Raw genomic sequence first — 24,050 nt, forward strand, 5'->3', positions numbered from 1 at the left:
TAAGCACCTATATAAATAAGCACCGGCCCGACCCCGTTCAGGGGCCGGGCCGGTGCCTTTCTGCTAAGCGCAGGCGCCAGGGACTTCCGGGTTACTGCATCGTGAACCGGCGGGCCACCAGGTTGCCTGCCGCGGGGGAGCGCAGAACCCGGGCCAGGCCGGCGTTCCGGGCGGCTAGCAGTGCAGGGGCCAGCGGACGGCCGAGAGCCATGTTCAGCTGAGCCTGCGCTGAAGCTACCCGGGCAGCCCGGAGTCGCTGCCTCTCGTAGACCGCCAAAGATGCTCCGACATCGTGCCCGTCCAGCGAGGCGGTGATGATGGGAGCGAGCGCCGCCGCATCCAACCAGCCGAGGTTCATGCCCTGGCCGCCAATCGGACTGACCTCGTGGGCCGCATCGCCAATAAGAACCGTGCGCCCGCGGACCAGATCCCGGACCAGCCCGGTGCGCACCGCAAAGGCACTGAGCATGGTGTTGGAAGCCGGATCCGGGCTGACGCCGGTGCGCTCTCCGACCATGGCGGCCAAGTCCGCCGCGGTAGCCGTGGCCAGCAGCTGATCGGTATGGGCCACCCAGCGGCGGATTCCGCCCGGAAGGGGGAAGGACTCCACGATGCCGCCGGACTCCAGATACAGCACGGCGGTGCTTCCGTCTCCCGTGCTGTCAATGAAGTCGCCCATCAGGTAGGTGTCCCGCAGTGCGCGGGTCCGGCAGGGGGTTCCCAACAATTGCCGAACGCCGGACCGCGCGCCGTCAGCCGCCACGACAATCTGTGCGGACATTCCAATGTCCCCTGATTCGCCTGACTCTTCGGATCGGTCGGAAGCACCGGTCCTGACGCCGCCGATTCGGACCCGGCCGCCGTCGTCGTGCAGTTCCGTGATTCTTACTCCGCGCACCAGGGCGCCAGGATCCAGCTCCTTCAGCCGCGCTTCCAAAAGGGCTTCGGTGCGCAGCTGCGGCAAAGTCAGAACGTAGGGGAACCGCTCGGACGCGGCCGCGAAATCCAGGGCAGCCACATACCGTCCGCTGCTGCGGGCTTCGCCGCGCCGGATCTGCACGCCTTCACCGGTGACCATCTCGGCAACTCCGGCACCGGCCAGGGCCTCGAGCGACGGGGGATGGATACCGATGGCCCGCGAATGCGCCCAACGTTCGCGCCGCTGTTCCAAAACCTGCACGCTGACACCGGCCTGGGCCAGCAGCACCGCCAGGAAAACGCCAACGGGTCCGCCGCCCACCACAGCCACATCAGTTTTCGTCCGGGGAACGGCGACGGCGGCGGGACGCTGCGCCTGCGCCGTCACGGTTTCGTCCCGGGCGGAGAATGCATCAGCAGGTTTTGCCACGGCCGGTGCTGCACGCAGTTCCATCCGGGCGGAGCGGCGGCAGCCAGTTCGTCTGCTGTGTAGCTGCGGCGGATGGAGGTCAGTCCGTCCCGGCGGATAAAGCTGCCCGGGAAGAACGGCAGGGTGCCGGCGGAGAAAAGGGCGTAACCCCAGCGGCTGCGTTCAATGTCGCTGTGCAGGCTGAGCCTGCTGCCCAGCTGCTCCGAGTCTGCCAGCAGGGACCGGAACTGCTCATCGGTGAGGTGATGCAGGACATGGTTGGAGATGACGACGTCGTACGTCCTGCCTTCTTCGACCAGCTCGGAACTGAATGCCTGCCGGAAAGCCAGGCCGGGTATGGGCGTCTGCGACGACGCAAAAGCATGTGCCCGCTCATCCGGGTCGATTCCTGTGATCTCCAGCTGCAGGCCGTCGCGGCGGGCCCAGCGTGCCAGCATCCGGGGGACATCGCCGCCCCCGGAGCCAATATCCAGCAGTGTGTTCACCCGGTCTGCGTCGAAGGAGGGACGGAGGTAGGTGACATAGTTGCGCCGCCAGCCGGAGACCACGGTGTTGATCAACCAAAACTGTTCGTAGGTCCGCCGCAGTTTCGCCGGATCGCAGTCGGAGCGGTCCATTTCTTCCACGGCATCCGTGTTCCGCTCGGTGAGGGACCGCAGGTGCGGCGGGGTGAGCCGCCGGACCAACGGTCCCTGCGCCAGGGCACCCGTGGAGATTTCGGTCCTCACACGCCTGCCGGAGCGGGAACGGCCGGGTTTGCCGGGTCCTGTTCCGCAGCGGTTCCTTCGGCCACAGTTCCTTCAGCCGCACCTTCCGTCGCGCCAGGCGTTACCGGACCGCCAACCCGGGTGAACAGACCGGTTTCCACAGTCAGCCCGGGGCCGAAGGCCATGGAGCAGATGCGCTCATTTCCGCCGCGGAAGGGCTGGTCCATGATGTGCTTGAGCACAAACATCACCGTTGCACTGGACATGTTGCCCCAGTTCCGCAGTGTTTCGCGGGCCGGAACCAGCTGCTCTTCGGTGAGGTCGAGTTTGGCCTCCACCTTGTCCAGGATGCTGCGGCCGCCCGGATGGATGGCCCAATGTTCAATATCACGGTAGGCCTGCCCGGCAAGGCCCGGGTCGTGGGCCAGCAACGGTTCGAGTGCGCCCACAATGTGGTCGTCAATGATGTGCGGGACATAGGTTCCCAAAACCATTTCAAAGCCCTCGTCGCCGATGTTCCAGGCCATGGATTCCTCGCCCACCGGGGTGAGGATGGTTTCGAAATGGTCCAGCTGAATACCCGGAGCATTGCCCGGCAGGTCCCGGGCCGTAATGACGGCTGCGGCTGCCCCGTCGGCAAAAAGGGAGGATCCCATGATGGTGTCCGGATCATTGGAGGTGCGCACATGCAAAGAGCACAGCTCCGCGCTGACCACCAGCACCACGGCGTCTGGATCCGCGTCACAGAATGACTTTGCTGCCCGCATCGCAGGAAAAGCGGCGTAACAGCCCATGAAGCCAAGATGGAAGCGCTGCACTGACGGGTTCAGGCCAAGCGCCCGGACTACTTTGTAATCAGGTCCGGGATTGAAAAATCCGGTGCAGGAAACCGTAATGACATGGGTGATGTCTTCCGGGGCGATTCCCTCGCAGGCGTCGACGGCCTTGCGGGCGGATTCAATGAAAAGTTTGGTGGCCTCGGCCGCGAAAATATCGTTCCGGGTTTTGGTGCTGGGACTGAGCATATTGCCGGATTCGGCATCAAAGAATTTGGGATTTTCAGTCCGGTAGGACAGCGAAAGCTCAGCCAGGGCAGTGCGTCGGGTATCGATGGCGGCAGAGTTGAAACAGGTGGTCACCAGCCTTTGTCCCAGCCTGGTAAGGCCGGGTTGGGCGGCGAAGACATCACGTGCTTCGGTTTGTACCAGCACGGTGGGCGGGACAGCAATTTCCAGTGATCTTAGGGTAACCGTCATAGTCCATTCTTAGGGGAATGTTGCGCAGGACACAATGCCGGGGTCCGCAGCTGGCCTTTGGCGGGGATTGAGTGTGGGGCGATATGCGGCCATACTCAATGCATCATCGGCCGCCTGCCATCGGGCACGGTGGGAAATGTCAACGGAGACATCGTCAGGAGCACCCCATGAGCACTGAAATTCCCCGGCAGGATGAGGCCGGGCAGGGCAGTTCCCCCAAGAATGCCGGCAAAGAGCCCGCGCCGGAGGGATTGAAGAAGGTTGTTGCAGCGTCCATGGCCGGCACCGTGGTGGAGTGGTACGAGTTCTTCCTTTATGCGGCCGCCTCGACACTCGTTTTCGCAAGACTCTTTTTCCCTAATGCTGAAACGGAACTCGACGGCATCATCGCCGCGTTCGTGACCTACGCCGTCGGCTTCGTTGCCCGCCCAATCGGCGGTATTGTCTTTGGGCACTTCGGGGATAAATTCGGGCGCAAGAAGCTGCTGCAGCTGAGCATTATTCTGGTGGGCACCTCGACCTTCCTGATGGGCTGTCTGCCCGGCTTTGACCAAATAGGCTACTGGGCGCCGGCCATGCTGGTGATCCTGCGCTTTATCCAGGGCTTCGCGGTCGGCGGTGAATGGGGCGGCGCCGTCCTTCTGGTGGCGGAACACAGCCCCAACAAATCACGCGGATTCTGGTCCAGCTGGCCCCAGTCCGCGGTGCCCATGGGTAACCTGCTCGCCACCGGAGTGCTGTTCACACTGTCCGCCACACTCTCCGAGGACGCGTTCCTGGGCTGGGGCTGGCGTGTGGCCTTCTGGCTTTCGGCGGTCATCGTGCTGGTGGGCTACTACATCCGGACCAAAGTCAGTGACGCCCCCATCTTCCTGGAAGCGCAGAAGGAAGTTGAGGAGGAGGCCAAGGGATACGGCGTGGTTGAGGTCTTCAAGCGCTACCCGCGCGGTGTTTTCACCGCCATGGGACTGCGCTTCGCAGAGAACATCCTCTATTACCTGGTGGTGACGTTCTCCATCACCTATCTGCGGCTGGTCGTGGAAGTGGACACGTCACGGATTCTCCTCCTGCTGCTCGTGGCGCACTTCGTCCATTTCTGTGCCGTACCAATGGTCGGGCGGATGTCGGACCGGTTCGGCAGGCGGCCGGTCTACCTCGCCGGTGCCCTGCTGGGTGCCACCTGGGGATTCTTCGCGTTCCCGATGATGGATACGGCGGATGACCTGGTGATCCTGGCGGCCGTCACCATCGGTCTGCTGTTCCACGCGCTGATGTACGCGGGGCAGCCGGCCATCATGGCCGAGATGTTCCCGACCCGCATGCGCTATTCCGGTGTTTCACTGGGCTATCAGGTGACGTCGATCGTTGCGGGTTCGTTGGCCCCGATCATCGCCACGTCGCTGCTGGAGCGATACGACTCTTCCACGCCGGTGGCCGTCTATCTGCTGTGCGCCTGCGCCGTCACGGCCTTCTCCGTGCTGATGCTGCGGGAGACCAATGGCTTGTCCCTGCAGGACGTTGATGCCGCCGATGCTCAGGGAACAGCGGATCTGCTGGCGGCGTCCAAAACCAAAGACGCCAAGAACGGGCGCCGCAAGTAACCGTGCCATGTGATCCGTGGTCTTGAACGCACTGGATCCGGATGACATTCTGAATCCGCACCTGCAGCCCGCAGGTGCCTGATAAGCAAAGGAGCTTACAACCATGGCTGCAGTGGGATGGATTGGACTGGGAAACATGGGCGGCTACATGTCGGCCAACTTGGTGGCGGCGGGGCACACCGTCCGCGGCTATGACCTGAACCCTGCAGCAGTGGCCGCAGCAGGAGAGCGCGGGGTGGAGACGGTGGACAGCATCGCCGATGCGGTGGCCGGCGCCGACGTCGTCTTCACCATGCTGCCCAAAGGAGAGCACTCCCGTTCCGTTTATCTGGGGGAGGACGGGGTGCTGGCCCATGCTGATACCGGCACCCTGCTGGTTGATTCTTCCACCATTGACGTTGAATCCGCTCAGGCACTGCACGACGCCGCCGCTGCCGCCGGCTTCCGCTTTGTCGACGCACCGGTCTCGGGCGGCATCAGCGGTGCCGAAGCCGGAACGCTGACGTTCATGGTGGGCGGTGAACCGGGCCCGGTGCAGGAAGCCGCTGCCTTCATCGAGCCCATGGCGGGAAATGTCATTCCCACCGGCGGAGCCACCACCGGCCAGGCTGCGAAGATCTGCAACAACCTGATGCTGTTCATCAATCTGGCGGCAACGTCCGAGGGAGCGGTCCTCGCCGATCGGCTCGGCTTGGACAAGCAGGTGTTCTGGGACATCGCCTCCGTGTCCTCGGGCGACAGCTGGGCCCTGCGCACCTGGTACCCCATGCCGGGCGTGGTGGCGTCGGCCGCCTCCAACAATGACTTCGCCCCCACCTTCACAGCCGAGCTGGCCAACAAGGACATCAACCTGGCGATCGCCGCCGCCCGGGACACCGGCACTCCGTTGGAGATCGGCGAGCACGTCCAGCAGCTCTTCCAGCGTCTGGTGGACGCCGGGCACGCCGGAAAGGACTGTTCCATGATCGTGTCGCTGGTGGACGGCAGCCTGGCCGAGGGGGACGCAGGGGCGCAGGTCTCTTCCGCCGGCCGGAGCTAGACGATGGCGGGACGCTGCTGCGGCCGGGTGGACAAATACCATTGCCGGCACAGCAGGAAAATGATCCCAATTTCCACCATTCCTCCGCCGTAGTAGAGGATGAGGGCTCCTGCCTGGCCGTCCGCCGGTGTAACTCCCGGCGGGGGATCGGCGTACAGCGTCTTCGCCAGGATGTTGTGGGCAGCCGCTGAGAGGATCAGCACAGCTGCGCGCAGCCGAAAACCGGCGCGGTGCGGCATCGGATCCCGGCTCACCAATGATGCCGTGTACAGATACCCCGCCGCAGCCAGGTGGAAGGTGACCAGCCAATGAATTGGAGCCGATTCCTGCATGGCAGTGAAGAGGCCGGTCCGGAACATGAGCACCATGCCTCCGCCGTTCAGGACCGCTGCCGTCACGGGGAAGGTCAGGAAGCGCAGCGGACGGCTGCGGAGCACGCGGGACAGCCGCCGTGCAGGCACAACATCCAGGCTGCGCAGCGCGAGCGAGACCGGACGGGAGAGCACCAGCAGCGCAGGTCCCAGCATTCCGGCCAGCAGATGGGTAATGCCCAGGACAACGAAGCTTGCGTGGCTGCGGGTTGCCAGCGGATCCAGGACGGTGGCCAGGACAGCTGCGGCACCCGCGGTAAACAGCACGGCGCGGTACAACGGCCACGGCCTGGAGCGGGAGGAAAGGGCGCCGGCCCAGTAAGCGGTGACAGCGGCGGCGGCCGGAACCAGAAAGAGTAGTTCGACCCCGAAGCTGCCGGGCTGGTGCTCATGCACCGTTACGCTCCGGCGCGGCTGCCGACGGGTTCTGCGTGCCGGCTCCGGTACAGCAGGACCGCTCCGGCGAGGATCATCACTGCCGCGCTCAGGTTCCAGAGCAGGTCATAGGGCAGCAGCGGGACGTTGTAACGGATTTGGTGCAGCTCCATAAGCTTGTGCTGGACGGTGCCGTCATACAGCTGGAACGTTCCCGTCCCCACCAGGACGGCTCCCGCCCACCGGGAGGGAAGCAGGATGGCCCGGCGGCGAAGATCGGCGAACAGGAACAACCCGGCCACCACGGCAAACCAGCCGAAGGCATGGAACAGGCCATCCGAGAAGAGCCCGACGGCGGTGGTGGACTTATCGTAAAAGTGGTGCCACTGCAGCAGCTGGTGGAACACCACCTCGTCCACGAAGGCGGCAATGCCGATGCCGACCAACACTCCGGACAAGACATTGCGGCGGCGGGGTTGGACAGGAGCTCTGGTGGGGGTGCTCATCTAAGCGAAGATATCACCGGCTGGCAGAGGGATGGACAGTTGGGCGTCCGCCCTCACTGGCGTCCCGGGCCGGGCTGAACCACCATGGGTGTCATGTGGATGGGAATGATCGAATTCGACCTGCTGCTGGGTGATGTTCACTCGCTCAAGGGCAAACGCTCCGTGATTCGGCCGATTCTGGCTGAGGTGCGGCGCAAGTATGAGGTGTCCGCTGCCGAAACGGGCCAGCTGGATCTGCATCGGCGGGCCGAACTCGGCATTGGCCTGGTGGCCGCGGACGCTGCCCATCTTACTGAGGTGCTCGACGCCGTTGAACGGCTGGTGGCGGCCCGTCCGGAAGTGGAACTGCTCAGTGCACGACGCCGGGTGTTCCATTCCGAGGACTGGTAACCGGCCGCGCGACACGGCACCAGAGTTGAAACTGGGTTTCAGTTCATCTCCGGGTTAGGGTGCACAAACAGCATGCTGCGAATAGTCGCGGTGCGTTCGTGAAAACCATCCACAGAATCTCGGGGAGACGGCACATGGCACTACCGGTACCAGCACGGAAGTTCACGGCACAGGACACCACGGTGGATCTGCTCATCATCGGCTCAGGAACCGGAATGGCTGCGGGCCTGGCGGCAGCCGAGCAGGGTTCGTCAGTGCTGATCGTGGAAAAGACAGCCACCGTGGGCGGGTCAACGGCACGGTCCGGCGGCGCGTTTTGGATTCCCAACAACCCGGTGCTCAACGCCGCCGGCGCAAAGGACACACCGGAGCGGGCCGCAGCCTACGTGGACGCCGTTGTAGGCGGAACCTCGTCCCGGGAGCGCTGGCAGGCCTTCCTGGACAACGGAGTCGCCACCGTGGAAATGCTGCAGCGGACCACGCCCATGAAATTCCTGTGGGACAAGGAGTATTCGGATTACCACCCGGAGGAACCGGGAGGCTCAGCGGCGGGGCGCAGCTGCGAATGCAGGCCGTTTGATGTCAATACCCTCGGCGAGGAGCGAGGCCGGCTCCGGGGCGGGACCATGGAGTCGTCCTTGCCGATGGCCATCACGGGCAAGGACTACCGCTGGCTCAACCTGATTTCCAAGGTGCCCGTCAAGGGCCTGATGACCGCGGTAACGCGTGTGGTGCAGGGAGTCGGAGGCCGCGCGCTCAAGCGCGACTACGTTGCCGGCGGCCAGGCCCTCGCGGCCGGTTTGTACGCCGGGGTGCTCGGTGCCGGCATTCCCGTCTGGACGGACACGTCCCTGGTGCGGCTCATCACCGCAGACGGCAGGGTGACGGGAGCCGTGCTGCAGCAGGACGGACGAGAGGTCACGGTCACTGCGCGGCAGGGTGTGGTCCTGGCTGCAGGCGGGTTTGACCATGACATGGCCATGCGCCACAAGCACCAGTCCGAATCACTGGAAGCCTGGAGTTTCGGCAGCGAGGGCAACACCGGAGATGCCATTAAAGCCGCCGCAGAGATTGGTGCCGGCACTGCGCTGATGGACCAGTCCTGGTGGTTCCCGGCCGTTGCGCCCCTGCCGGGACGGTCGCCGTCGGTCATGCTGGCCGAGCGGTCCCTCCCCGGGTCCTTCATTGTGGACGGCAGCGGAAACCGGTTCGTCAACGAAGCCCAGGACTACATGTCGTTTGGGCAGCGTGTCCTGGAGCGTGAACAGCAGGGAAACCCGGTGGGCACCATGTGGATGGTGTTCGACCAGGAGTACCGGAACAGCTACATCCTGGCCGGAAGCCTCTTTCCCCGGATGGCACTGCCGGAGAAGTGGTACAAGGAAGGAATTGCCGCTAAGGCGGACAGTCTGGCGGAACTGGCCCGGGAAATTGGAGTGCCGGAGGAGACCTTCGCGGCAACGGCTTCCCGCTTCAATGAACTGGCCGGTGCCGGCGTCGATGAGGACTTCCACCGGGGCTCCAGCGCCTACGACCGGTATTACGGCGATCCAACGGTGCGGCCCAACCCCAACCTGCGCCCCCTTTCCGGAAACGTGTACTACGCCGTCAAAATTGTCCTGAGTGACCTGGGCACCTGCGGCGGGCTCACGGCGGATGCGCGGGGCCGCGTTCTGGCCGAAGACGGCACAGCCATGGATGGCCTGTATGCCATCGGAAACACTGCAGCGAATGTCTTCGGCAAGAGCTATCCGGGCGCCGGGGCCACCATCGGCCAGGGCCTGGTCTACGGCTATATTGTAGCCCGCGATGCCGCGGAACGGCGGGGCGCGGGCACTGAACCAGCAGCGGCCTGAACCCCTTGCTGCTTCTCTCGACTATCGATAGATTTGTCTTGAGAAACAGTCGAGGAAGGGAAGCGCCATGGGCAAGCTGACCATTCTGGCGTTGCGCGTTGTGCTGGCTGTGGTCCTTGCCGGCACCGTGTTTGTACAGACAGTTATGGTGCCCCTGCTGGCAGCGGACCTGACGGAAGCGGGCCCGGGCGCAGACGCCGTCCGGGTCCCCGTCGTCGTTCTCATCGTCCTGGGCCTTATCTGCGTGCAGATCACGCTGGTCTGCGTCTGGTGCCTGCTGACGATGGTGCGGAGGGGAACGGTGTTTTCTCCGGCGGCCTTCCGCTACGTCGATGTCGTGATCGGTGCCGTAGGCGCGGGTGCCCTGCTGATGTTCGGTCTGGGAGCGGTCCTCGCTCCGGGAGAAGGCGTTGCCCCCGGTGTCGTCCTGCTCATAGGAGGAACGGGCGTGGCCGTCGCCGGGGTTGCGCTGATCGTCCTGGTGCTGCGGATGCTGCTGGCCCGGGCCGTCGCCACCGATGTTGAGGCAACTGCGCTGCGCAGCGAACTCGGCGAGGTGATTTGATGCCCATCATCGTGGACATTGATGTCATGCTGGCCAAACGGAAAATGCCGGTGGGAGTCCTGGCCGAACGCATCGGCATCACTCCCGCCAACCTCGCCGTCCTCAAGAACGGCCGGGCAAAAGCAGTGCGCTTCACCACGCTCGCCGCGCTGTGTGAAGTGCTTGATTGCCAGCCCGGCGACTTGCTCCGATGGGAACCCGAAGAAGAACATTCGGCGGCTGACTTGGCCGTTCAACGGCCCCTGACACGAGAATAGTTGACCAATCCCGCAGCAGGTAGGGAACAATTGGGCGGGTGAGTCTTCCCCCGGTACAGCCCAAGAAACCAGCAACTCCGACCCCGTCGCGGCCGGAGCGCTCCGGCCGCCGGTCCGGCACGGCAGCCGACCGGACTACCGACCGAGTATGCGCGCAGATCGCTGCGGAACTGAGGGTAGCGCCCTGGCAGGTGCGGGCCGCCGTCGACCTCCTGGACAGCGGAGCCACCGTTCCGTTTGTTGCCCGGTACCGCAAAGAGGCCACCGGAAGCCTGGACGACGCCCAACTGCGCGAACTCGACGAGCGACTGCGGTACCTTCGGGAGCTGGAGGACCGGCGGCAGTCCGTCCGGGAAGCCATTGACGGCCAGGGCAAACTGACCCAGGAGCTTCGAGCAGCCATAGACGCTGCTGACACAAAGTCCCGGCTCGAGGACATCTACCTGCCGTACAAAACAAAACGCCGCACCAAGGCACAGATTGCCCGCGAAGCCGGACTGGAACCGCTCGCCGAAGCGCTGCTGGCCAACCCGATGCTGAGCCCGGAACGTGCAGCCGCCGATTTTGTGAACGATGCCGTGCCTGACCCCGGGGAAGCGCTCGCGGGAGCGCGGGCCATCCTGATTGAACGGGCGGGCCAGGACGCCGACCTGCTTACGGATCAGCGTGAACGGCTGTGGAAGCAGGGGCGGATGCGTTCACAGGTCAAGAAGGGCAAGGAAGCGCAGGGCCAGAAGTTCGCTGATTACTTCGCGTTTACCGGCTCCCCTTCCGGCATGCCTTCCCACCGGGTCCTGGCACTGTTCCGGGGAGAAAAAGAAGGCATCCTGGAATTGGAACTGGCGGAAGCCGACCCGGCCGACACCGCTGCTCTGGCCGCCGCCCGGCAAAAATACGAACGGGCGGTTGCCGCTCACCTGGGTGTGTCGGACCGCGGACGCCCTGCCGACGCCTGGCTGCAGCAGACCGTGCAGCTGGCGTGGCGGCGCATCCTCGCCAAACTGTCCGCCGACCTGCGTGTCCGCCTGTTCGCCGCTGCGGAAACCGAAGCGGTGCGGGTGTTCGCAGCGAACCTGCGTGATGTCCTGCTGGCAGCGCCGGCCGGAAACCGTGCCACGCTCGGATTGGACCCGGGACTGCGCACCGGTGTGAAGGTTGCCGTGGTGGACGGCACGGGACAACCGGTGGCCACCGACACCATTTATCCGCATGCCCCGGCGCGCAAATGGGATGAGGCGCTGTCCCGGCTGGCCGGGCTGGTGAAGAAGCACGGGGTTGAGCTGATCGCCATCGGCAACGGCACAGCATCGCGTGAAACTGACAAGCTGGCCACCGAACTCATCCGGTTGCTGCCAGGTTCCGGCCTGCAGAAGCTTGTGGTGTCGGAAGCCGGAGCCTCCGTCTACTCTGCCTCCGCCCTTGCGTCCGCAGAGTTGCCCGGGATGGATGTTTCCCTGCGCGGTGCCGTGTCGATTGCCCGCCGGCTCCAGGATCCGCTGGCTGAACTGGTGAAAATCGATCCAAAGTCCATCGGTGTCGGCCAGTACCAGCACGATGTCAGTGCCGCCAAGCTGGAACGCTCCCTGGACGCCGTGATCGAGGACTGCGTCACCGCGGTGGGTGTTGACGTGAATACGGCCTCACCGGCGCTGCTGACCCGGGTGGCCGGCGTCGGACCGCTGCTCAGCGAAAACATTGTTGCTTACCGGAATGAGAACGGTCCTTTCGCCCGCCGCGCAGACCTGAAGAAGGTGCCGCGGCTGGGAGCGAAGGCCTTTGAGCAGTGTGCCGGCTTTCTGCGGGTCACCGCCGGGACTGAACCGCTGGATGCCTCCAGCGTGCATCCGGAGTCCTACGGCCTTGCCCGGCGGATCCTTGCTGCCGCCGGGACCACGATGGGTCCGGCGGGAGCGTCACTGGAGAACCTGACCCCGTCAGCGTTCGTGGATGAAACAGTCGGGCTGCCCACGATCCTGGATATTGTTGCCGAGCTTCGCAAACCCGGCCGTGATCCGCGTCCGGAGTTCCGTACGGCTACCTTCTCCGACGGCGTGGAGACGATTTCCGACCTTCGTCCGGGCATGGTGCTGGACGGTGTGGTGACCAATGTGGCCGCGTTCGGCGCCTTCGTGGACGTGGGAGTTCATCAGGACGGACTGGTGCATATTTCCGCCATGTCCTCCACCTTCATCTCAGATCCCCACGACGTCGTGAAGTCGGGACAGGTGGTCAAGGTCAAGGTGCTGGAGGCTGATCCGGAGCGTAAACGCATTTCGTTGACGCTCCGCCTGGATGACGACGCCGCTGCCGCTACCCGCGGGCCCAAGGCTCCGCGGGAGCACGTCATGAAGACCCGCGCCGAGTCGGGAGCCGGCGACGGCGGCAAGGGATCCTCGCCGCAGCGCACCGGGAAGGCAGGAGCTCCCGCCCGGGGCAGCAATCGCCGCCCGGCGGTTCCGGCGCCGGCCCAGGGTCCGATGGCTGACGCGCTGCGCCGGGCCGGGCTGGCTTAACCGTCAGAGGACTCCGGGTCGGCCAGGGCTTCCTCCGGCGCAATGCCGCGGTCGGCGTCAGGATCCTCCGGAGCCTTGCCGGAATGGCCGGCGGGAACCGTACCGCCGGGCGAGGTGCCCTGTTCCTGACGGATATTATCGGCGGGGTGCTCCGCCTGCCCGGGGCGGCGCGGGTCGCCCGAGGGCTCGGGCGCAGGGGCGCTCGGACCCAGGGGATCGTCCTCGGTATTGGCAGGGCCGGTGGGTTCGGTGGTCATGCGGACATCCTTTCGAGCGGTAGTTCGGCCGTGTTTGCGGGGAGCGGGGAGGGAGAGCCGTCAGGCGGCAGTCAGCGCGCCGCCAGCTTCCCGAGCAGCGAGCGCTCCAGGTTTTCCAGCAGCTCGCGCGGGTTCTCCCAGATCTCGGTGGCGCCGGCGTCGCGCAGTTCCGCTTCACTGGTGCCGCCGCAGAGCAGCCCAATCGTCGGGATCTTCAGCTCTGCCGCAGCTTTGACGTCCCACACCGAGTCACCGACGAAGATCGTGTCTTCAGCGGTCAGGGACGAGCTGTCCAAGGCTGACTGCAGGATGTCGGGGGAGGGCTTGGATTCCTCGGCGTCGGCGGAGGAAGTGGCCGCGGTAATCGCGGAATCGGCGTCGATGACGGTGCGCAGGACTTCCAGTTCCGGTCCTGATGCTGATGAGGCCAGCACAATGGTCAAGTCCTTGTCCGCACAGGCCAGCAGCAGCTCCCGGGCGCCGTCGAAGGAGCGGAGCGCCGGCCACCAGGTGGAGAAAATTGCTCCGTGGGTCGCGTCCAACTTTTCGTCTTGATCTTTATCCCGCTCCTCGCCCAGGAGATGCTCCACCAGTTTGTCGCCGCCCATGCCGATCGCCCGGTGCACGGCGGACATCGGAACGTCCAGGTCCATCCGCCGGAAGGCCTGCCACCAGGCAACGGTGTGCAGATAGTTCGAATCAACCAGGGTTCCGTCGACGTCGAAAAGAACGCCGCGCTTGGCGGTGCTGTTGTGGGCCATGTCTGTCCTGCCTTCGGGGGGATGGGGATGAACTGGGGATTGTTCGGGGCGGTGAGGTTTTGAGTCTAGCGACCAGCCGTGCCGCGCGGGCCGAGAAATGTGACGAGTTGCTCCTCCAGGGCACTGCGGTCCTTCAACTCACATTCCCACACGGTCAGCGACTCCCATCCTGCCGCCGCGAGGGACTCCAGTGCTGCTGCGTCACGCATCGCCGTTCTGCGCCGCTTTTCGGCCCAGAACTCGCTGTTGCTCTGCGGTGCATGCCGGCCGGCCGCACAACTGTGCAGATGCCAGAAACAGCCGTTAACAAAGATGACCTTGCGCCGGGCGGCGAACACCAAATCGGGTTTACCCGGCAGCAGCTTCCCTCCTGCTGCGCCGTGCAGGCGGAAGCGGTAACCGGCAGCGTGGAGAAGGCGTCGAACCAAAAGCTCGGGTTTGGTGTTCTTGCTTCGGATCCGGGACATGTTCGCGCTGCGCTGCTCAACAGTGACGGTATCGGCCATGGTTCAAGTCTAGGCAGCCGCCCGGCTGCAGCATCCTCCCGGAATCCGGCGTCCGGCAGCAGGTACGGCGCAGTGCCCTAGCCACCGCCTGCCGGGTCGGCCTACGTTGGCTGGTAGATGAGATCACGCGAAGGGTTGGCCTATGGCTTCGATTCGAATTCTTGGTACGGGCGGCACGATCGCGTCGCGGAGCACAGGTCCGGGCGGTTTGATCGCCAAGGACCATGCGGAGGACCTGATTCAGACGCTGTCCCGCCGTCACACCGTTTCCGTGCGGAACGTGATGGTCAGCGGAAGTTACCAGCTGCAGTTCTCCGATCTGCGGCTCATTGCCCAAGCGGCACGCAACGCCGTGATGGACTCCACCGTGGACGGCGTTGTCATCACACATGGGACCGACACCATGGAAGAGACGGCGTTCCTGCTGGATCTGGTGCACAGCTCACCCAAGCCGGTGGTGTTTACCGGTGCCAGCCGTCCTGCCGACAGCACTGCTCCTGACGGTCCGGACAATCTGGAGCAGGCCGTGGAAGCCGCAGCTTCCCCGGAACTGCGCGGCACGGGCGTGCTGGTTTCGTTCGCAGGAAAGATCCGTTCAGCCCGGGGACTCTTTCTTGCCAGTACTACGGCAGCGGACCCGTATGCCGGAGGCACCGAGGTGGCACATTTCATCGGGGACAGCCTGCATGTCACTGCCAGACCGCTCCGGCCTTCTCCGCTGCGCATGCCCAGTGAGGAATTCGACCGTACCCGCGTCACCATCGTGGACTGTGCGCTTGGCGCGGACACGGATCTGTTTTCCCATGCGGTCCACGCCGGCGCGGCCGCTGTCGTTTTGGCCGGTACCGGGACGGGGAACGCCGGTCCCGGGTTTGTGGAAGCGGTCCAGGACGCAGTACGCGGGGGATGCTTTGTGGTTCTGAGCTCACGGGTTCCCTACGGTCCCGTCATCCCGACGTACGGTGACGGCGGCGGAGTGGACCTGGTGCGGGCCGGAGCGATTCCCTCAGGCGACCTCAAGCCTCCGCAGGCTCGCATCCTTGCGGCACTGCTGACGTCCCAGCCGGCAACCCCCGAGCAGATTCACCGTGTTCTGACTGCTGCTCCCGGCAGGCAGGGCGGGCAGTCAGGATAACGAAAGGGTTGCGGCCTTGCGCGTATGACCGGCAGGTGGTTCCAGAGTTCATAAGTTGGCTTATTATTAGTGGCACAGATATGCCCCTTACAAGGAGGTAAGAGATGTCGGGCTACTTCAAGCTAGTAGACGCCCACGACGGCGCTTTTCGGATCAAACTCATTTCCGGTGACGGCGCGCTCATGGCGGTATCAGCCATGTTTCCCACCAAGCAGGCAGCCGTCGCGGGAATCGAGCTCCTGCGCGAGATTGCCGGCACCGGCCCGGTTGTAGATCAAAGCCATGACGCAGACATGCTCGGCGACGCCAGCCGCGAGAACGGCCGAGCCAAAGCATCCTGACACTTTGGTTCTGATCGGCAGTCCTGATCAAAAGGCCCGGAGTTCCGTTGTCGGAACTCCGGGCCTTTTTGGCTGCAGCCGCTTTTACTTGTTGTCATCATCTCCTTCGGCTGCCTCTTGGCTGTGCTGACGCGGTTCATTGGGTCCAGCGGCTGACGAGTCTCCCTCGGACGGAGCTTCGTTGTGGGTACGGTCCTGGTCATTGCCGGATGCGGGATGTTCCTTCTCAGCCATGGTTATCTCCAGTCAGGTTGGGTGCGCGCAGGCTCCGGAGAAGAGCCGCCCGTATGTTCAGTCTAGGAAGCGGTGTTCCGGGCAGTAAGGGCCAACCGCCAAGTCGCCGTCCCGGCGTCCGGGAGCGCTCCGGCCTGTTATCAAACCTGCCGATATCAGTCCTAGCCAGAGGCCTGATCTGCCGGTACCGTGAACCGGGTGCAGCCAACTGAAGAGGCAGACGTCATTGTTGTCGGTGCCGGACTGGCGGGCCTCACGGCAACCGCAGAGCTGATTGAGGCCGGCCGCTCCGTCATCCTCGTGGAACAGGAAGGCGAAGCGAGCCTGGGCGGGCAGGCCTGGTGGTCCTTCGGCGGACTGTTCATGGTGAATACGCCCGAACAGCGGCGGCTGCGGGTTCGCGATTCCGTGGAACTGGCGTGGCAGGACTGGCTCGGAACAGCAGGCTTTGACCGGCCGGAAGATTACTGGCCGCGCCGTTGGGCTGAGTCCTACGTCCACTTCGCGGCGGGGGAGAAGCGTGCGTGGCTGCATCAGATGGGGCACCGTGTCTTTCCGGTGGTTGGGTGGGCGGAACGCGGCGGTTACGGGGCCACCGGGCCGGGCAACTCGGTACCCCGGTTCCACATCACCTGGGGCACCGGCCCGGGCATCACCGCACCCTTTGAAGCGAAAGTGCGCGACGGCGTCGCCCGCGGGCTGGTGCGGCTGGCCTTCCGCCACCGGATGGAGGAACTGACGGTAAGCAACGGCGTCGTCACCGGGGTGCGCGGCAGTGTGCTGGAGCCGACGACGGCGGTTCGCGGCGCTGTGACCAGCCGCGTCCCGCTGGCGGAGTTCGAGTTCACTGCCGGCGCCGTCGTCGTCACGACCGGCGGAATCGGCGGGGACCATGATTTGGTGCGGGCGGCCTGGCCGAAGCGTCTGGGAACCCCGCCTGAAACGATGCTCAGCGGTGTGCCTGAACACGTGGACGGCCGCGGCATCACCGCCAGTGCCGCGGCCGGGGGCCGGGTCATCAATCCGGACCGGATGTGGCACTACGTGGAGGGCATTCGGAATTGGAACCCGGTGTGGGCCAACCACGGGATCCGGATTCTGCCCGGTCCGTCCTCGCTCTGGCTGGACGCCGCCGGCAACCGGCTCCCGGTGCCCCTGTTTCCCGGCTTCGATACCCTCGGCACGCTGGAACATCTGCGCGGCACCGGCCAGGACTACAGCTGGTTCATCCTCAACAAGGCGATCATCCGCAAGGAGTTTGCATTGTCCGGGTCCGAGCAGAATCCGGATCTGACGGGTAAATCCGTGCGGGAGGTGCTGGGCCGTGCCACCGCCGGGGTGCCCGGGCCGGTGCAAAAGTTCCTGGACCACGGCGAGGACTTCATTACCGCCGGCTCGGTGGAGGAACTGGTGGCGGGAATGAACGCGCTGGCGAAGGACTCCACCAACGGCGCTGCTCCGGTCCTGTCCGCCGAGGCAATCCGGGCCGAGCTGGAAGCCCGGGACCGGGAGATCGCCAATCCCTTCAGCAAGGACAGCCAGGTTACCGCCATCCGCGGTGCCCGGAGCTATCTGGGGGACCGGCTCATCCGGACGGCGTCCCCGCATCCGATTCTGGATCCTAAGGATGGTCCGCTCATTGCGGTGCGGCTGTCGGTGCTGACCCGCAAAACCCTCGGCGGTCTGGAAACGGATCTGGACTCACGGGTGCTGGGGCTGGATGGAAATCCGGTCCCCGGCCTCTTTGCCGCCGGTGAGGCGGCAGGCTTTGGCGGCGGCGGCATGCACGGCTACCGGTCCCTGGAAGGAACCTTTCTCGGCGGTTGCCTGTTCAGCGGCCGGGCAGCCGGCAGGGCAGCAGGCCGGTAGCCATCATGTGGCCCGCGGCAGCGGGACATATCTGGCCCCGCCCTGGCCGACCCGGCCAAAGCTGTAACCCACGCTGACCCCGGGGTGGGGTTCCTGCCCGTCCGGCAGCAGCCCGGCGCCGTCAGAAACCCCGCCGTCAGAAACCCCGGCAGAATCCGGGCCGGCAGAAGCGCCTCCGGCGCCCAGCAGGCTCCGCGTCAATGTCTCGCCCTGGCCCAGGAGTTCCCGAACGGCGGCGGCCAAGTGCTTGTCACCGGGCTGCTCGCCGGCATCCACGGCAACCAGTACTGCCCGCCGGATCAGCTCCCGTGCGAAGGACGCGGTGGCGCCCTCGGACTGGTCCGCGGCAGCCTGCAGCGCAGCTTCGGAAAACACTCCGGCCGGGGCGTAGAGTTCCAGCAGCCGTACCCGGTTTCCGGCATCGGGCAGCGGAATTTCGACGGCGAGGTCCACCCGCCCGGGCCGCTGCACGAGCGCCCGTTCCAGGGCTTCCGCCCGGTTGGTGGTCATGAGGAAGACGACATCGGCGTCGGCATCCAGCCCGTCCAGGGCGTCGAGGACTTCAAAGAGCAGGGGCTGGGGGCCGTTGCCCATGTCCCGGTCCTCGGCCACCAGATCAATATCCTCAAGAATCACCATGGACGGCGCCATGGCACGGGCCAGACGGGCCGCTTCTCCCACCGCGTGCAGCGAACTCCCGGCGAGCAGCACCGCCGTCGTGCCCTCGCTGGCACTGAGCAGGTGGCGGACGGTATGGGTTTTGCCGGTGCCGGGCGGGCCGTACAGCAGGACGCCGCGCTTGAGATGCTGCCCGTGTTCGCGGAGCACCTCCCGGTTGGCAGCGATGCCCAGGACATGCCGGCCCACCCGGTCCAGCACGCCGTCGGGCAGGATGACTTCGTCTGCGGGAAGCGAGGGGCGGGGCAGGAACGTGACGCCGGCGCCCTGTTGGCCGTAGGGGTCAAAGGCGAAGGACACGACCTGTCCACGCAGAATGCTGTTGGTCCGCAGATCCTCCTGGACCGCCGTCAGGAAGCGGGCCGCGGCTTCCCGCTCCGGGGCCAGCACGGCAATGTCGGTCCCGTTGCGTCCATATTGCGGGTTGGCTGCGCGCTGCAGCACCGCCAGCGGAACCCCTTCGTAGACAAAAAGCCGCAGTCCCAGTGCCAGCACCTCGCGGGTGCTGTCCGGACCGACGGCGAGATTGACGAAATCAGGCTGGCCCACGGTCACGGGACCGTACTCCTGCTGCACAAGGTCCGACAGGGATAGGTGGTGACGCTGCTGCCCGCCGCCCACGCCGATCAGCCGTGCCATCGGATCCTGCCCGGAGATCTTCTCGACGGCGATGTCCAGGTCCGCGAAACGATGGACCGGAAAGTCCTGGGCCAGGATGGGAAGGTCCGAGGCGGACATGCCCAGATGTGAGGTCAGGACGTCCAAGAGACGGACACGTCCCGGAGTTTCGTCCCGGTGCGCCTGTGCCAGATCGACGGCACGGGTGAAGTTGCGGAGGAATTCCCCCAGTTTTTCATCCATGCGGCCAGAGCCTAACAGGAGACGCTGCCTAACAGGAGACCAGAGCCTGGCAGCAGACGACGACGGCGCCTCCCGGGTAGAGAAGCGCCGTCGTCGTTTTGCGGTGGGGGACTGAGCCTTAGCCCACCAGTTCCGCCAGTGCCGAGTATGAGGACTGCGCACCCTCGCGGGTGGCGGCCAATGCACCGGCCCGAGCCGCGAAAGTCGCAGCCTCCACCAGCGAATCCCCGGCGGCAAGCCGCGCTGCGGTAGCCGCGGTGAAAGCATCGCCGCAGCCGGTGGTGTCCACTGCGGTGACACGGGTGGGTGCCACGGAGACCACGCGATCCGCTCCCTGGGCTGTGCCGTCCAGTACGACGGCGCCGTCCCCGCCGAGCGTGATGATGGTGCGCCGCACGCCGAGCTGTCCCAGGACAGCGATGACCGCTTCCCAGTCGGCGGCCGGATCAGTAAGACCGGTGACCAGCGCCGCTTCGTGGGTGTTGAGCAGCAGGACATCGGTGAGTGCGAGCAGCTCGGCCGGGACCTCCCGGTACGGGGAGAGGTTCAGCAGGACCTGCGCGCCGGCGTCGTGCCCTGCGCGTGCCGCAGCAGTGACCGCGTCAAGCGGAACCTCCAGGCTCAGCGTAAGGACTGCGGCGTCGTCGAACAGGTTCTCCGGCAGCTCAGCGCCGGTGACGGTGCCGTTGGCGCCCGGGGAAACGATGATGGTGTTTTCCCCGGCAGCGTCCACCACAATCATGGCCGTGCCGGTTGCCGTGTCCGTGCGGCGCAGGACGCGGGAGGCGTCAACGCCGGCAGCGGCCGCGGCCTTCAGCAGCAGATCCCCGTGTCCGTCGGCTCCCACGGCGCCGAACAGTCGAACGTCGGCACCCAAGATGGCCGCTGCAGCAGCCTGGTTGGCGCTCTTTCCGCCTGGAACAATGACCAGTTCCGAGCCGTTGAGGGTTTCCCCGGGCTGCGGGAAGCGGTCGGTGCGGACGGTTAGGTCAGCGTTGAGCGACCCTACAACTACAACTTTTCCGGCGGACATGCGGGACGTTCTCCTTTGGGGCGGATCAGGCGGGTGAGGCGGACTGTGCTTACCGGACGGCTTTCTCAGCAGTGGTTTCCACTTCGGCGTTGGCCGGCTTCGGGATCAGGAAGGACGTGGCCAATGCCAGCACCAAAATGACCAGACCGGCGATGAGACCGCCGTAGTAGCCCTCAGTTCCGGATCCGTCCGCAGCCGTGGTGGCAGTCTTTACAGCGTAGATCACGGCGAAGCTGAGCCCGGCGCCCAGGTTGAACGCACCGGCGTTCAAGCCCGGCAGGAAGCCGGGGTTCTCCTTGGGGGAAAGCACAATGCCCAGGCCGTTGAGCATGATGTTGCCGATGCCGGCGTAGGTGATGCCGATCAGCACCGAGACGCCCAACAGGCCCAGTTTGGAATCGCTGCCGACGACCAGGAGCATCAGGGCCAGCGCAATCACTGAGCCGATCATGCCGGTCCGCAGCATCTTGCCGTAACCCCAGGTGGCGGCCAGGCGGCCGGCGATCGGGCCCATGACCAGCCCGGCGATGGCGTACGGGGTGAGCGTCCACCAGGCTGACTCTTCGGCGCCCATGCCGAACCCGACGACGCCGTCCTGCGCCAGAGCGGGAATGATGCCGTTCATGACGGCAAAGACACCGGTCATGGTCAGCAGCGTGGTCAGCAGCAGCGCCCAGGTGGAACGCTGCTTCAGCAGATAGGTGGCCACCAGCGGCTCTTCGGTGCGGTTTTCAACCTTCCAGAACACCGCGAAGGCAATGGCGGCGATGACCATGAGGCCGATGACCAGCGGCCAGTTGGCGTCCGCCAGCTTGCCGGCCTCGTTGAAGGCGGTCAGCAGGGTGCCCACGGAGATGACCAGGGGAACCACGCCCACCCAGTCCATCTTTTCCTTCTTCTCGGCCCGGGATTCCGGCGCCAGGAACAGCAGGAGCGCGGTCGCCACGGCGCCCACGGCGGCCATTGCCCAGAACACCGACGCGAAGCCGTGGTTTTCAGCCAGATAACCGCCGGCAATGGCGTCAACGCCGGCGATGCCGCCGTTGACAGCCGTGATGACACCCATCAGGGTGCCGTAGAGCTTGGCGTCACGAATTTCCACGCGCAGCATGATCAGGGTCAGGGGCACCACAGGTCCCGAGACGCCCTGGATCAGGCGGGCGATGAACAGGACCTCGATGCTGGGTGCCAGTGCGGCCACCACGGAACCGATGGTGAGGACCACCAGCATGCCGCTCAGGACCTTTTTGCGGCCGATGATGTCACCGAGCCGCGGAAGGAACAGTGAGAAGAGGGCAGCGGCGGTGAAGAACGCCGTCTGGGTCAGACCCACGGCAGCGGAGGTGGTGTTGAGTTCCTCCTCGATCTTCACCAAAGCGGGGGAGAGCATGGAAGCGTTGAGCTGGAAGGCCACACAGGCAGCCAGCAGGGCCGTCATCAGGGCGGCCACATTGACGCGGCGCTGGGTTGTTTCGCTCACAGGTCTACCTCACCAATTCGCTCCAGGGCGTCGACAACCAGGTCCCAGAATTTCTGGTGATCCAGGTCAACAGCCACGGAGGTGTTGCAGTCAGCGGGCGCCGGTGCACGGAAATCCGCCACCGTCATGCCCAGGGTCAGGGTGCCGGTCAGTTCGACATCCAGCGGAACACGCCGGGTGGTCATGACCGAGGGGTCGATGACGTAGGCGACGGCGCAGGGGTCATGGACAGGCGGGAAATCAAAACCCTGATTGTCCTTATAGGCCTGGCCGAAGAATTCGAGGAGTTCCCCGACGAACTTGGCGGGCTTGGTGCCCACCGCGGCGATGCGGTTGGCAACCTCGTCCGTGGCCAGGGCCTGATGCGTGAGGTCCAGGCCGACCATGGTCAGCGGCCACTTTTCGTTGAAGACGATATGCGCGGCTTCGGGATCAATCTTGATGTTGAATTCGGCCACCGCAGACCAGTTGCCCACGTGGTAGCCGCCGCCCATGAGGACAACTTCCTTCACGCGCTCGGCAATGCGCGGTTCCTTGCGCACTGCCAGTGCAATGTTGGTCAGTCCGCCGGTGGGCACCAGGGTGACGGTGCCGGGGTCATGGGACATGACCGTGTCGATGATGAGGTCCACGGCGTGCCGCGGATCCAGGTCGATGGCAGGCTCGGGGAGCTCAGGGCCGTCCATGCCGGACTCTCCGTGGATGTCCGGTGCGTTTTCGATGGTGCGGACCAGGGGCCGCGGGCTGCCCGCAGCGAAGGGAACACCTGTGATATTTGCAACACGGGCAATCGCCAGCGCGTTGCGCGTCACCTTCTCTAAAGTCTGGTTTCCGACGACGGTGGTCACCGCCAGAAGCTCGATCTCCGGGCTGCCGTGTGCCAGCAGCAGGGCGACCGCATCATCATGGCCGGGATCGCAGTCCAGGATGATTTTGTGGGGCATTGCATCTCCGCTTCGTTGAGGTTCTCGCTGGGGGACCGGAGTCCCCGTGGTGCAGTGCCCCGCCTGGGCGGTCCGTTCAGCAGGCGCAACAATGCGGTGCGGGAGGAGGCCACGGCGGAGTGCGGCGCGCTGCGGAACGGGTTCAGGCGTTGACCGGGAAACCGTTCGAAGGGCAGCACTTTCCCTTGACGGGAGGGGGCACTGCATTAAAGATAGCGGCGTTTTTAGGCCTCTATTTCCTGATGTTGCTGTCCCGTCCCGCCGGACCCGCGGCCAATTTGCCTGTGTTCGGGGCAGGCCCTAACCTTTGCGCTGCAGCAGTCAGCGAAGGGCAGGTTCGGCAGGTTCGGCGTTGGCGAGCCGATCTGTTTCTGCGGCTGCTTCAGGGCTGGCGCCGGCTTCCGGCGTTGCAGGTTTGGGGATCAGGAAGGATGCGGCCAGGGCCAGCACCAGGATGACCAGGCCGGCAATGATGCCTCCGTAGTAGCCCTCGGTCCCCGACCCGTCCACTGCTGTAGTGGCCGTTTTGGCCGCGTAGATCACGGCGAAGCTGAGGCCGGCGCCCAGGTTGAACGCACCGGCGTTCAGCCCCGGCAGGAAGCCGGGGTTCTCCTTGGGGGACAGCAACACGCCCAGGCCGCTGAGCATGACGTTGCCGATGCCGGCGTAGGTGATGCCGATCAGCACCGAGACGCCCAGCAGGCCCAGCTGGGAATCGCTGCCGACGATCAGGAGCATCAGGGCCAGCGCAATGACGGAGCCGATGGTGCCGATCCGCAGCACCTTTGCGTAGCCCCAGCTGCCCGCGAGGCGTCCGGCGAAGGGTCCGATCACCAGTCCGGCGAGGGCATAAGGGGTAATGGTCCACCAGGCAGAATCCTCGGCACCCATGCCGAACCCGACGACGCCGTCCTGCGCCAGGGCGGGAATGATGCCGTTCATGACGGCAAAGACGCCGGTCATGGTCAGTACGGTGGTCAGCAGCAGCGCCCAGGTGGAACGCTGCTTCAGCAGACGGGTGGCTATCAACGGCTGCTCGGTGCGGTTTTCAACCTTCCAGAACACGGTGAAGGCAATGGCGGCGATGACCATGAGGCCGATGACCAGCGGCCAGTTGGCGTCCGCCAGCTTGCCGGCCTCGTTGAAGGCGGTCAGCAGGGTGCCCAC

The 24,050-nt window shown here is 65.2% G+C and carries 24 protein-coding genes; 10 read left to right on the forward strand and 14 right to left on the reverse strand.

Translation table 11 applies throughout. The features are described from left to right. Positions 1–91: 91 nt before the first annotated feature. The 3 genes from CXR00_RS17210 to CXR00_RS17220 are packed head-to-tail and all read right to left on the reverse strand — an operon-like array spanning position 92 to position 3,311. The gene (locus CXR00_RS17210) at positions 92–1,348 is read right to left on the reverse strand and encodes an NAD(P)/FAD-dependent oxidoreductase (RefSeq protein WP_258060574.1); all 1,257 of its coding nucleotides are present in this window, start codon (positions 1,346–1,348) and stop codon (positions 92–94) included. Further along, complete coding sequence (locus tag CXR00_RS17215; RefSeq protein WP_308470506.1) at positions 1,303–2,076, reverse strand: class I SAM-dependent methyltransferase; 774 nt, start codon at positions 2,074–2,076, stop codon at positions 1,303–1,305. Before CXR00_RS17215 ends, CXR00_RS17210 begins: the two co-directional genes overlap by 46 nt. Next, positions 2,073–3,311, reverse strand: a complete 1,239-nt coding sequence (locus tag CXR00_RS17220; RefSeq protein WP_104056157.1) for a type III polyketide synthase — start codon at positions 3,309–3,311, stop codon at positions 2,073–2,075. The genes CXR00_RS17215 and CXR00_RS17220 overlap by 4 nt, the downstream gene beginning before the upstream one ends. Positions 3,312–3,478: 167 nt before the next feature. On the opposite strand from CXR00_RS17220, the gene CXR00_RS17225 reads away from it, so the two are divergent. After that, the gene (locus CXR00_RS17225; RefSeq protein ID WP_104056159.1) at positions 3,479–4,912 is read left to right on the forward strand and encodes an MFS transporter; all 1,434 of its coding nucleotides are present in this window, start codon (positions 3,479–3,481) and stop codon (positions 4,910–4,912) included. 103 nt (positions 4,913–5,015) lie between these two features. Then, positions 5,016–5,951, forward strand: a complete 936-nt coding sequence (mmsB, locus tag CXR00_RS17230; protein WP_104056161.1) for a 3-hydroxyisobutyrate dehydrogenase — start codon at positions 5,016–5,018, stop codon at positions 5,949–5,951. Here mmsB and CXR00_RS17235 read toward each other — a convergent pair. Continuing rightward, positions 5,948–6,718 carry a cytochrome c oxidase assembly protein gene (locus CXR00_RS17235; RefSeq protein WP_181032611.1) on the reverse strand — a complete coding sequence of 257 codons (771 nt, stop codon included), beginning with the start codon at positions 6,716–6,718 and terminating at the stop codon, positions 5,948–5,950. The genes mmsB and CXR00_RS17235 overlap by 4 nt on opposite strands. A 2-nt stretch (positions 6,719–6,720) precedes the next feature. Next, positions 6,721–7,203 carry a DUF2243 domain-containing protein gene (locus tag CXR00_RS17240; RefSeq protein ID WP_104056165.1) on the reverse strand — a complete coding sequence of 161 codons (483 nt, stop codon included), beginning with the start codon at positions 7,201–7,203 and terminating at the stop codon, positions 6,721–6,723. Between the two features lie 93 nt (positions 7,204–7,296). Between CXR00_RS17240 and CXR00_RS17245 the strand changes: the two genes are divergently transcribed. The 5 genes from CXR00_RS17245 (at position 7,297) to CXR00_RS17265 (ending at position 12,784) form a co-directional block, all read left to right on the forward strand. Beyond that, positions 7,297–7,593 carry a DUF503 domain-containing protein gene (locus CXR00_RS17245; RefSeq protein ID WP_104056236.1) on the forward strand — a complete coding sequence of 99 codons (297 nt, stop codon included), beginning with the start codon at positions 7,297–7,299 and terminating at the stop codon, positions 7,591–7,593. A 134-nt stretch (positions 7,594–7,727) separates the two neighbouring features. Next, a complete protein-coding gene (locus CXR00_RS17250; RefSeq protein ID WP_104056167.1) occupies positions 7,728–9,449 on the forward strand; it encodes a 3-ketosteroid-delta-1-dehydrogenase in 1,722 nt (573 codons plus the stop codon). A 67-nt stretch (positions 9,450–9,516) separates the two neighbouring features. Then, a complete protein-coding gene (locus CXR00_RS17255; protein ID WP_104056169.1) occupies positions 9,517–10,014 on the forward strand; it encodes a DUF2975 domain-containing protein in 498 nt (165 codons plus the stop codon). Further along, positions 10,014–10,271, forward strand: coding sequence for a helix-turn-helix transcriptional regulator (locus CXR00_RS17260; RefSeq protein ID WP_104056170.1), 258 nt, complete (start codon positions 10,014–10,016; stop codon positions 10,269–10,271). Before CXR00_RS17255 ends, CXR00_RS17260 begins: the two co-directional genes overlap by 1 nt. Positions 10,272–10,429: 158 nt before the next feature. After that, the gene (locus CXR00_RS17265; protein ID WP_258060588.1) at positions 10,430–12,784 is read left to right on the forward strand and encodes a Tex family protein; all 2,355 of its coding nucleotides are present in this window, start codon (positions 10,430–10,432) and stop codon (positions 12,782–12,784) included. Here the strand turns inward: CXR00_RS17265 and CXR00_RS17270 are convergent. From CXR00_RS17270 to CXR00_RS17280, 3 genes are all read right to left on the reverse strand, one after another. After that, the gene (locus tag CXR00_RS17270; RefSeq protein ID WP_104056174.1) at positions 12,781–13,041 is read right to left on the reverse strand and encodes a hypothetical protein; all 261 of its coding nucleotides are present in this window, start codon (positions 13,039–13,041) and stop codon (positions 12,781–12,783) included. The two genes, CXR00_RS17265 and CXR00_RS17270, sit on opposite strands and share 4 nt — an antisense overlap. Positions 13,042–13,112: 71 nt before the next feature. Further along, on the reverse strand, positions 13,113–13,802 hold the full coding sequence (locus CXR00_RS17275; protein WP_104056175.1) for an HAD family hydrolase: 690 nt from the start codon (positions 13,800–13,802) through the stop codon (positions 13,113–13,115). 65 nt (positions 13,803–13,867) lie between these two features. Further along, entirely contained in the window at positions 13,868–14,308 is a 441-nt protein-coding gene (locus CXR00_RS17280; protein WP_104056177.1) for a very short patch repair endonuclease, read from the reverse strand. A gap of 142 nt (positions 14,309–14,450) precedes the next feature. On the opposite strand from CXR00_RS17280, the gene CXR00_RS17285 reads away from it, so the two are divergent. Then, complete coding sequence (locus tag CXR00_RS17285) at positions 14,451–15,443, forward strand: asparaginase (protein WP_104056179.1); 993 nt, start codon at positions 14,451–14,453, stop codon at positions 15,441–15,443. Between the two features lie 104 nt (positions 15,444–15,547). Beyond that, positions 15,548–15,784: a DUF1508 domain-containing protein gene (locus CXR00_RS17290; RefSeq protein WP_104056180.1), complete on the forward strand. Its 237-nt coding sequence runs from the start codon at positions 15,548–15,550 to the stop codon at positions 15,782–15,784. 84 nt (positions 15,785–15,868) lie between these two features. On the opposite strand, the gene CXR00_RS18380 is transcribed toward CXR00_RS17290, so the two are convergent. After that, positions 15,869–16,018: a hypothetical protein gene (locus CXR00_RS18380; protein WP_181032423.1), complete on the reverse strand. Its 150-nt coding sequence runs from the start codon at positions 16,016–16,018 to the stop codon at positions 15,869–15,871. A gap of 198 nt (positions 16,019–16,216) precedes the next feature. Between CXR00_RS18380 and CXR00_RS17295 the strand changes: the two genes are divergently transcribed. Beyond that, on the forward strand, positions 16,217–17,887 hold the full coding sequence (locus tag CXR00_RS17295) for an FAD-binding dehydrogenase (protein ID WP_104056238.1): 1,671 nt from the start codon (positions 16,217–16,219) through the stop codon (positions 17,885–17,887). A gap of 3 nt (positions 17,888–17,890) precedes the next feature. On the opposite strand, the gene CXR00_RS17300 is transcribed toward CXR00_RS17295, so the two are convergent. The 5 genes from CXR00_RS17300 to CXR00_RS17320 all read right to left on the reverse strand — a co-directional run. Continuing rightward, complete coding sequence (locus CXR00_RS17300) at positions 17,891–19,426, reverse strand: ATP-binding protein (protein ID WP_104056182.1); 1,536 nt, start codon at positions 19,424–19,426, stop codon at positions 17,891–17,893. 118 nt (positions 19,427–19,544) lie between these two features. Next, on the reverse strand, positions 19,545–20,459 hold the full coding sequence (locus CXR00_RS17305) for a ribokinase (protein WP_104056183.1): 915 nt from the start codon (positions 20,457–20,459) through the stop codon (positions 19,545–19,547). A gap of 49 nt (positions 20,460–20,508) precedes the next feature. Continuing rightward, the gene (locus tag CXR00_RS17310) at positions 20,509–21,897 is read right to left on the reverse strand and encodes an MFS transporter (RefSeq protein ID WP_104056240.1); all 1,389 of its coding nucleotides are present in this window, start codon (positions 21,895–21,897) and stop codon (positions 20,509–20,511) included. Positions 21,898–21,935: 38 nt separating this feature from the next. Then, positions 21,936–22,883: a nucleoside hydrolase gene (locus CXR00_RS17315; RefSeq protein WP_104056185.1), complete on the reverse strand. Its 948-nt coding sequence runs from the start codon at positions 22,881–22,883 to the stop codon at positions 21,936–21,938. 321 nt (positions 22,884–23,204) lie between these two features. Beyond that, positions 23,205–24,050: MFS transporter (locus CXR00_RS17320; RefSeq protein ID WP_146068534.1), on the reverse strand; the 846-nt coding region annotated here is incomplete at its 5' end.

Source organism: Arthrobacter sp. 9E16 (assembly GCF_002929435.1).
Taxonomy (GTDB): domain Bacteria; phylum Actinomycetota; class Actinomycetes; order Actinomycetales; family Micrococcaceae; genus Arthrobacter_B; species Arthrobacter_B sunyaminii.

Bases quoted from the DNA above. Each gene is read 5' to 3' on its own strand.
- CXR00_RS17220 (WP_104056157.1), bottom strand. From the start codon at position 3,311: ATGACGGTTACCCTAAGATCACTGGAAATTGCTGTCCCGCCCACCGTG.
- CXR00_RS17240 (WP_104056165.1), bottom strand. From the start codon at position 7,203: ATGAGCACCCCCACCAGAGCTCCTGTCCAACCCCGCCGCCGCAATGTC.
- CXR00_RS17290 (WP_104056180.1), top strand. From the start codon at position 15,548: ATGTCGGGCTACTTCAAGCTAGTAGACGCCCACGACGGCGCTTTTCGG.
- CXR00_RS17280 (WP_104056177.1), bottom strand. From the start codon at position 14,308: ATGGCCGATACCGTCACTGTTGAGCAGCGCAGCGCGAACATGTCCCGG.
- CXR00_RS17310 (WP_104056240.1), bottom strand. From the start codon at position 21,897: ATGACGGCCCTGCTGGCTGCCTGTGTGGCCTTCCAGCTCAACGCTTCC.
- mmsB (WP_104056161.1), top strand. From the start codon at position 5,016: ATGGCTGCAGTGGGATGGATTGGACTGGGAAACATGGGCGGCTACATG.
- CXR00_RS17270 (WP_104056174.1), bottom strand. From the start codon at position 13,041: ATGACCACCGAACCCACCGGCCCTGCCAATACCGAGGACGATCCCCTG.
- CXR00_RS17300 (WP_104056182.1), bottom strand. From the start codon at position 19,426: ATGGATGAAAAACTGGGGGAATTCCTCCGCAACTTCACCCGTGCCGTC.
- CXR00_RS17225 (WP_104056159.1), top strand. From the start codon at position 3,479: ATGAGCACTGAAATTCCCCGGCAGGATGAGGCCGGGCAGGGCAGTTCC.
- CXR00_RS17255 (WP_104056169.1), top strand. From the start codon at position 9,517: ATGGGCAAGCTGACCATTCTGGCGTTGCGCGTTGTGCTGGCTGTGGTC.
- CXR00_RS17285 (WP_104056179.1), top strand. From the start codon at position 14,451: ATGGCTTCGATTCGAATTCTTGGTACGGGCGGCACGATCGCGTCGCGG.
- CXR00_RS17260 (WP_104056170.1), top strand. From the start codon at position 10,014: ATGCCCATCATCGTGGACATTGATGTCATGCTGGCCAAACGGAAAATG.
- CXR00_RS17245 (WP_104056236.1), top strand. From the start codon at position 7,297: ATGTGGATGGGAATGATCGAATTCGACCTGCTGCTGGGTGATGTTCAC.
- CXR00_RS17275 (WP_104056175.1), bottom strand. From the start codon at position 13,802: ATGGCCCACAACAGCACCGCCAAGCGCGGCGTTCTTTTCGACGTCGAC.
- CXR00_RS17305 (WP_104056183.1), bottom strand. From the start codon at position 20,459: ATGTCCGCCGGAAAAGTTGTAGTTGTAGGGTCGCTCAACGCTGACCTA.
- CXR00_RS17315 (WP_104056185.1), bottom strand. From the start codon at position 22,883: ATGCCCCACAAAATCATCCTGGACTGCGATCCCGGCCATGATGATGCG.
- CXR00_RS18380 (WP_181032423.1), bottom strand. From the start codon at position 16,018: ATGGCTGAGAAGGAACATCCCGCATCCGGCAATGACCAGGACCGTACC.
- CXR00_RS17250 (WP_104056167.1), top strand. From the start codon at position 7,728: ATGGCACTACCGGTACCAGCACGGAAGTTCACGGCACAGGACACCACG.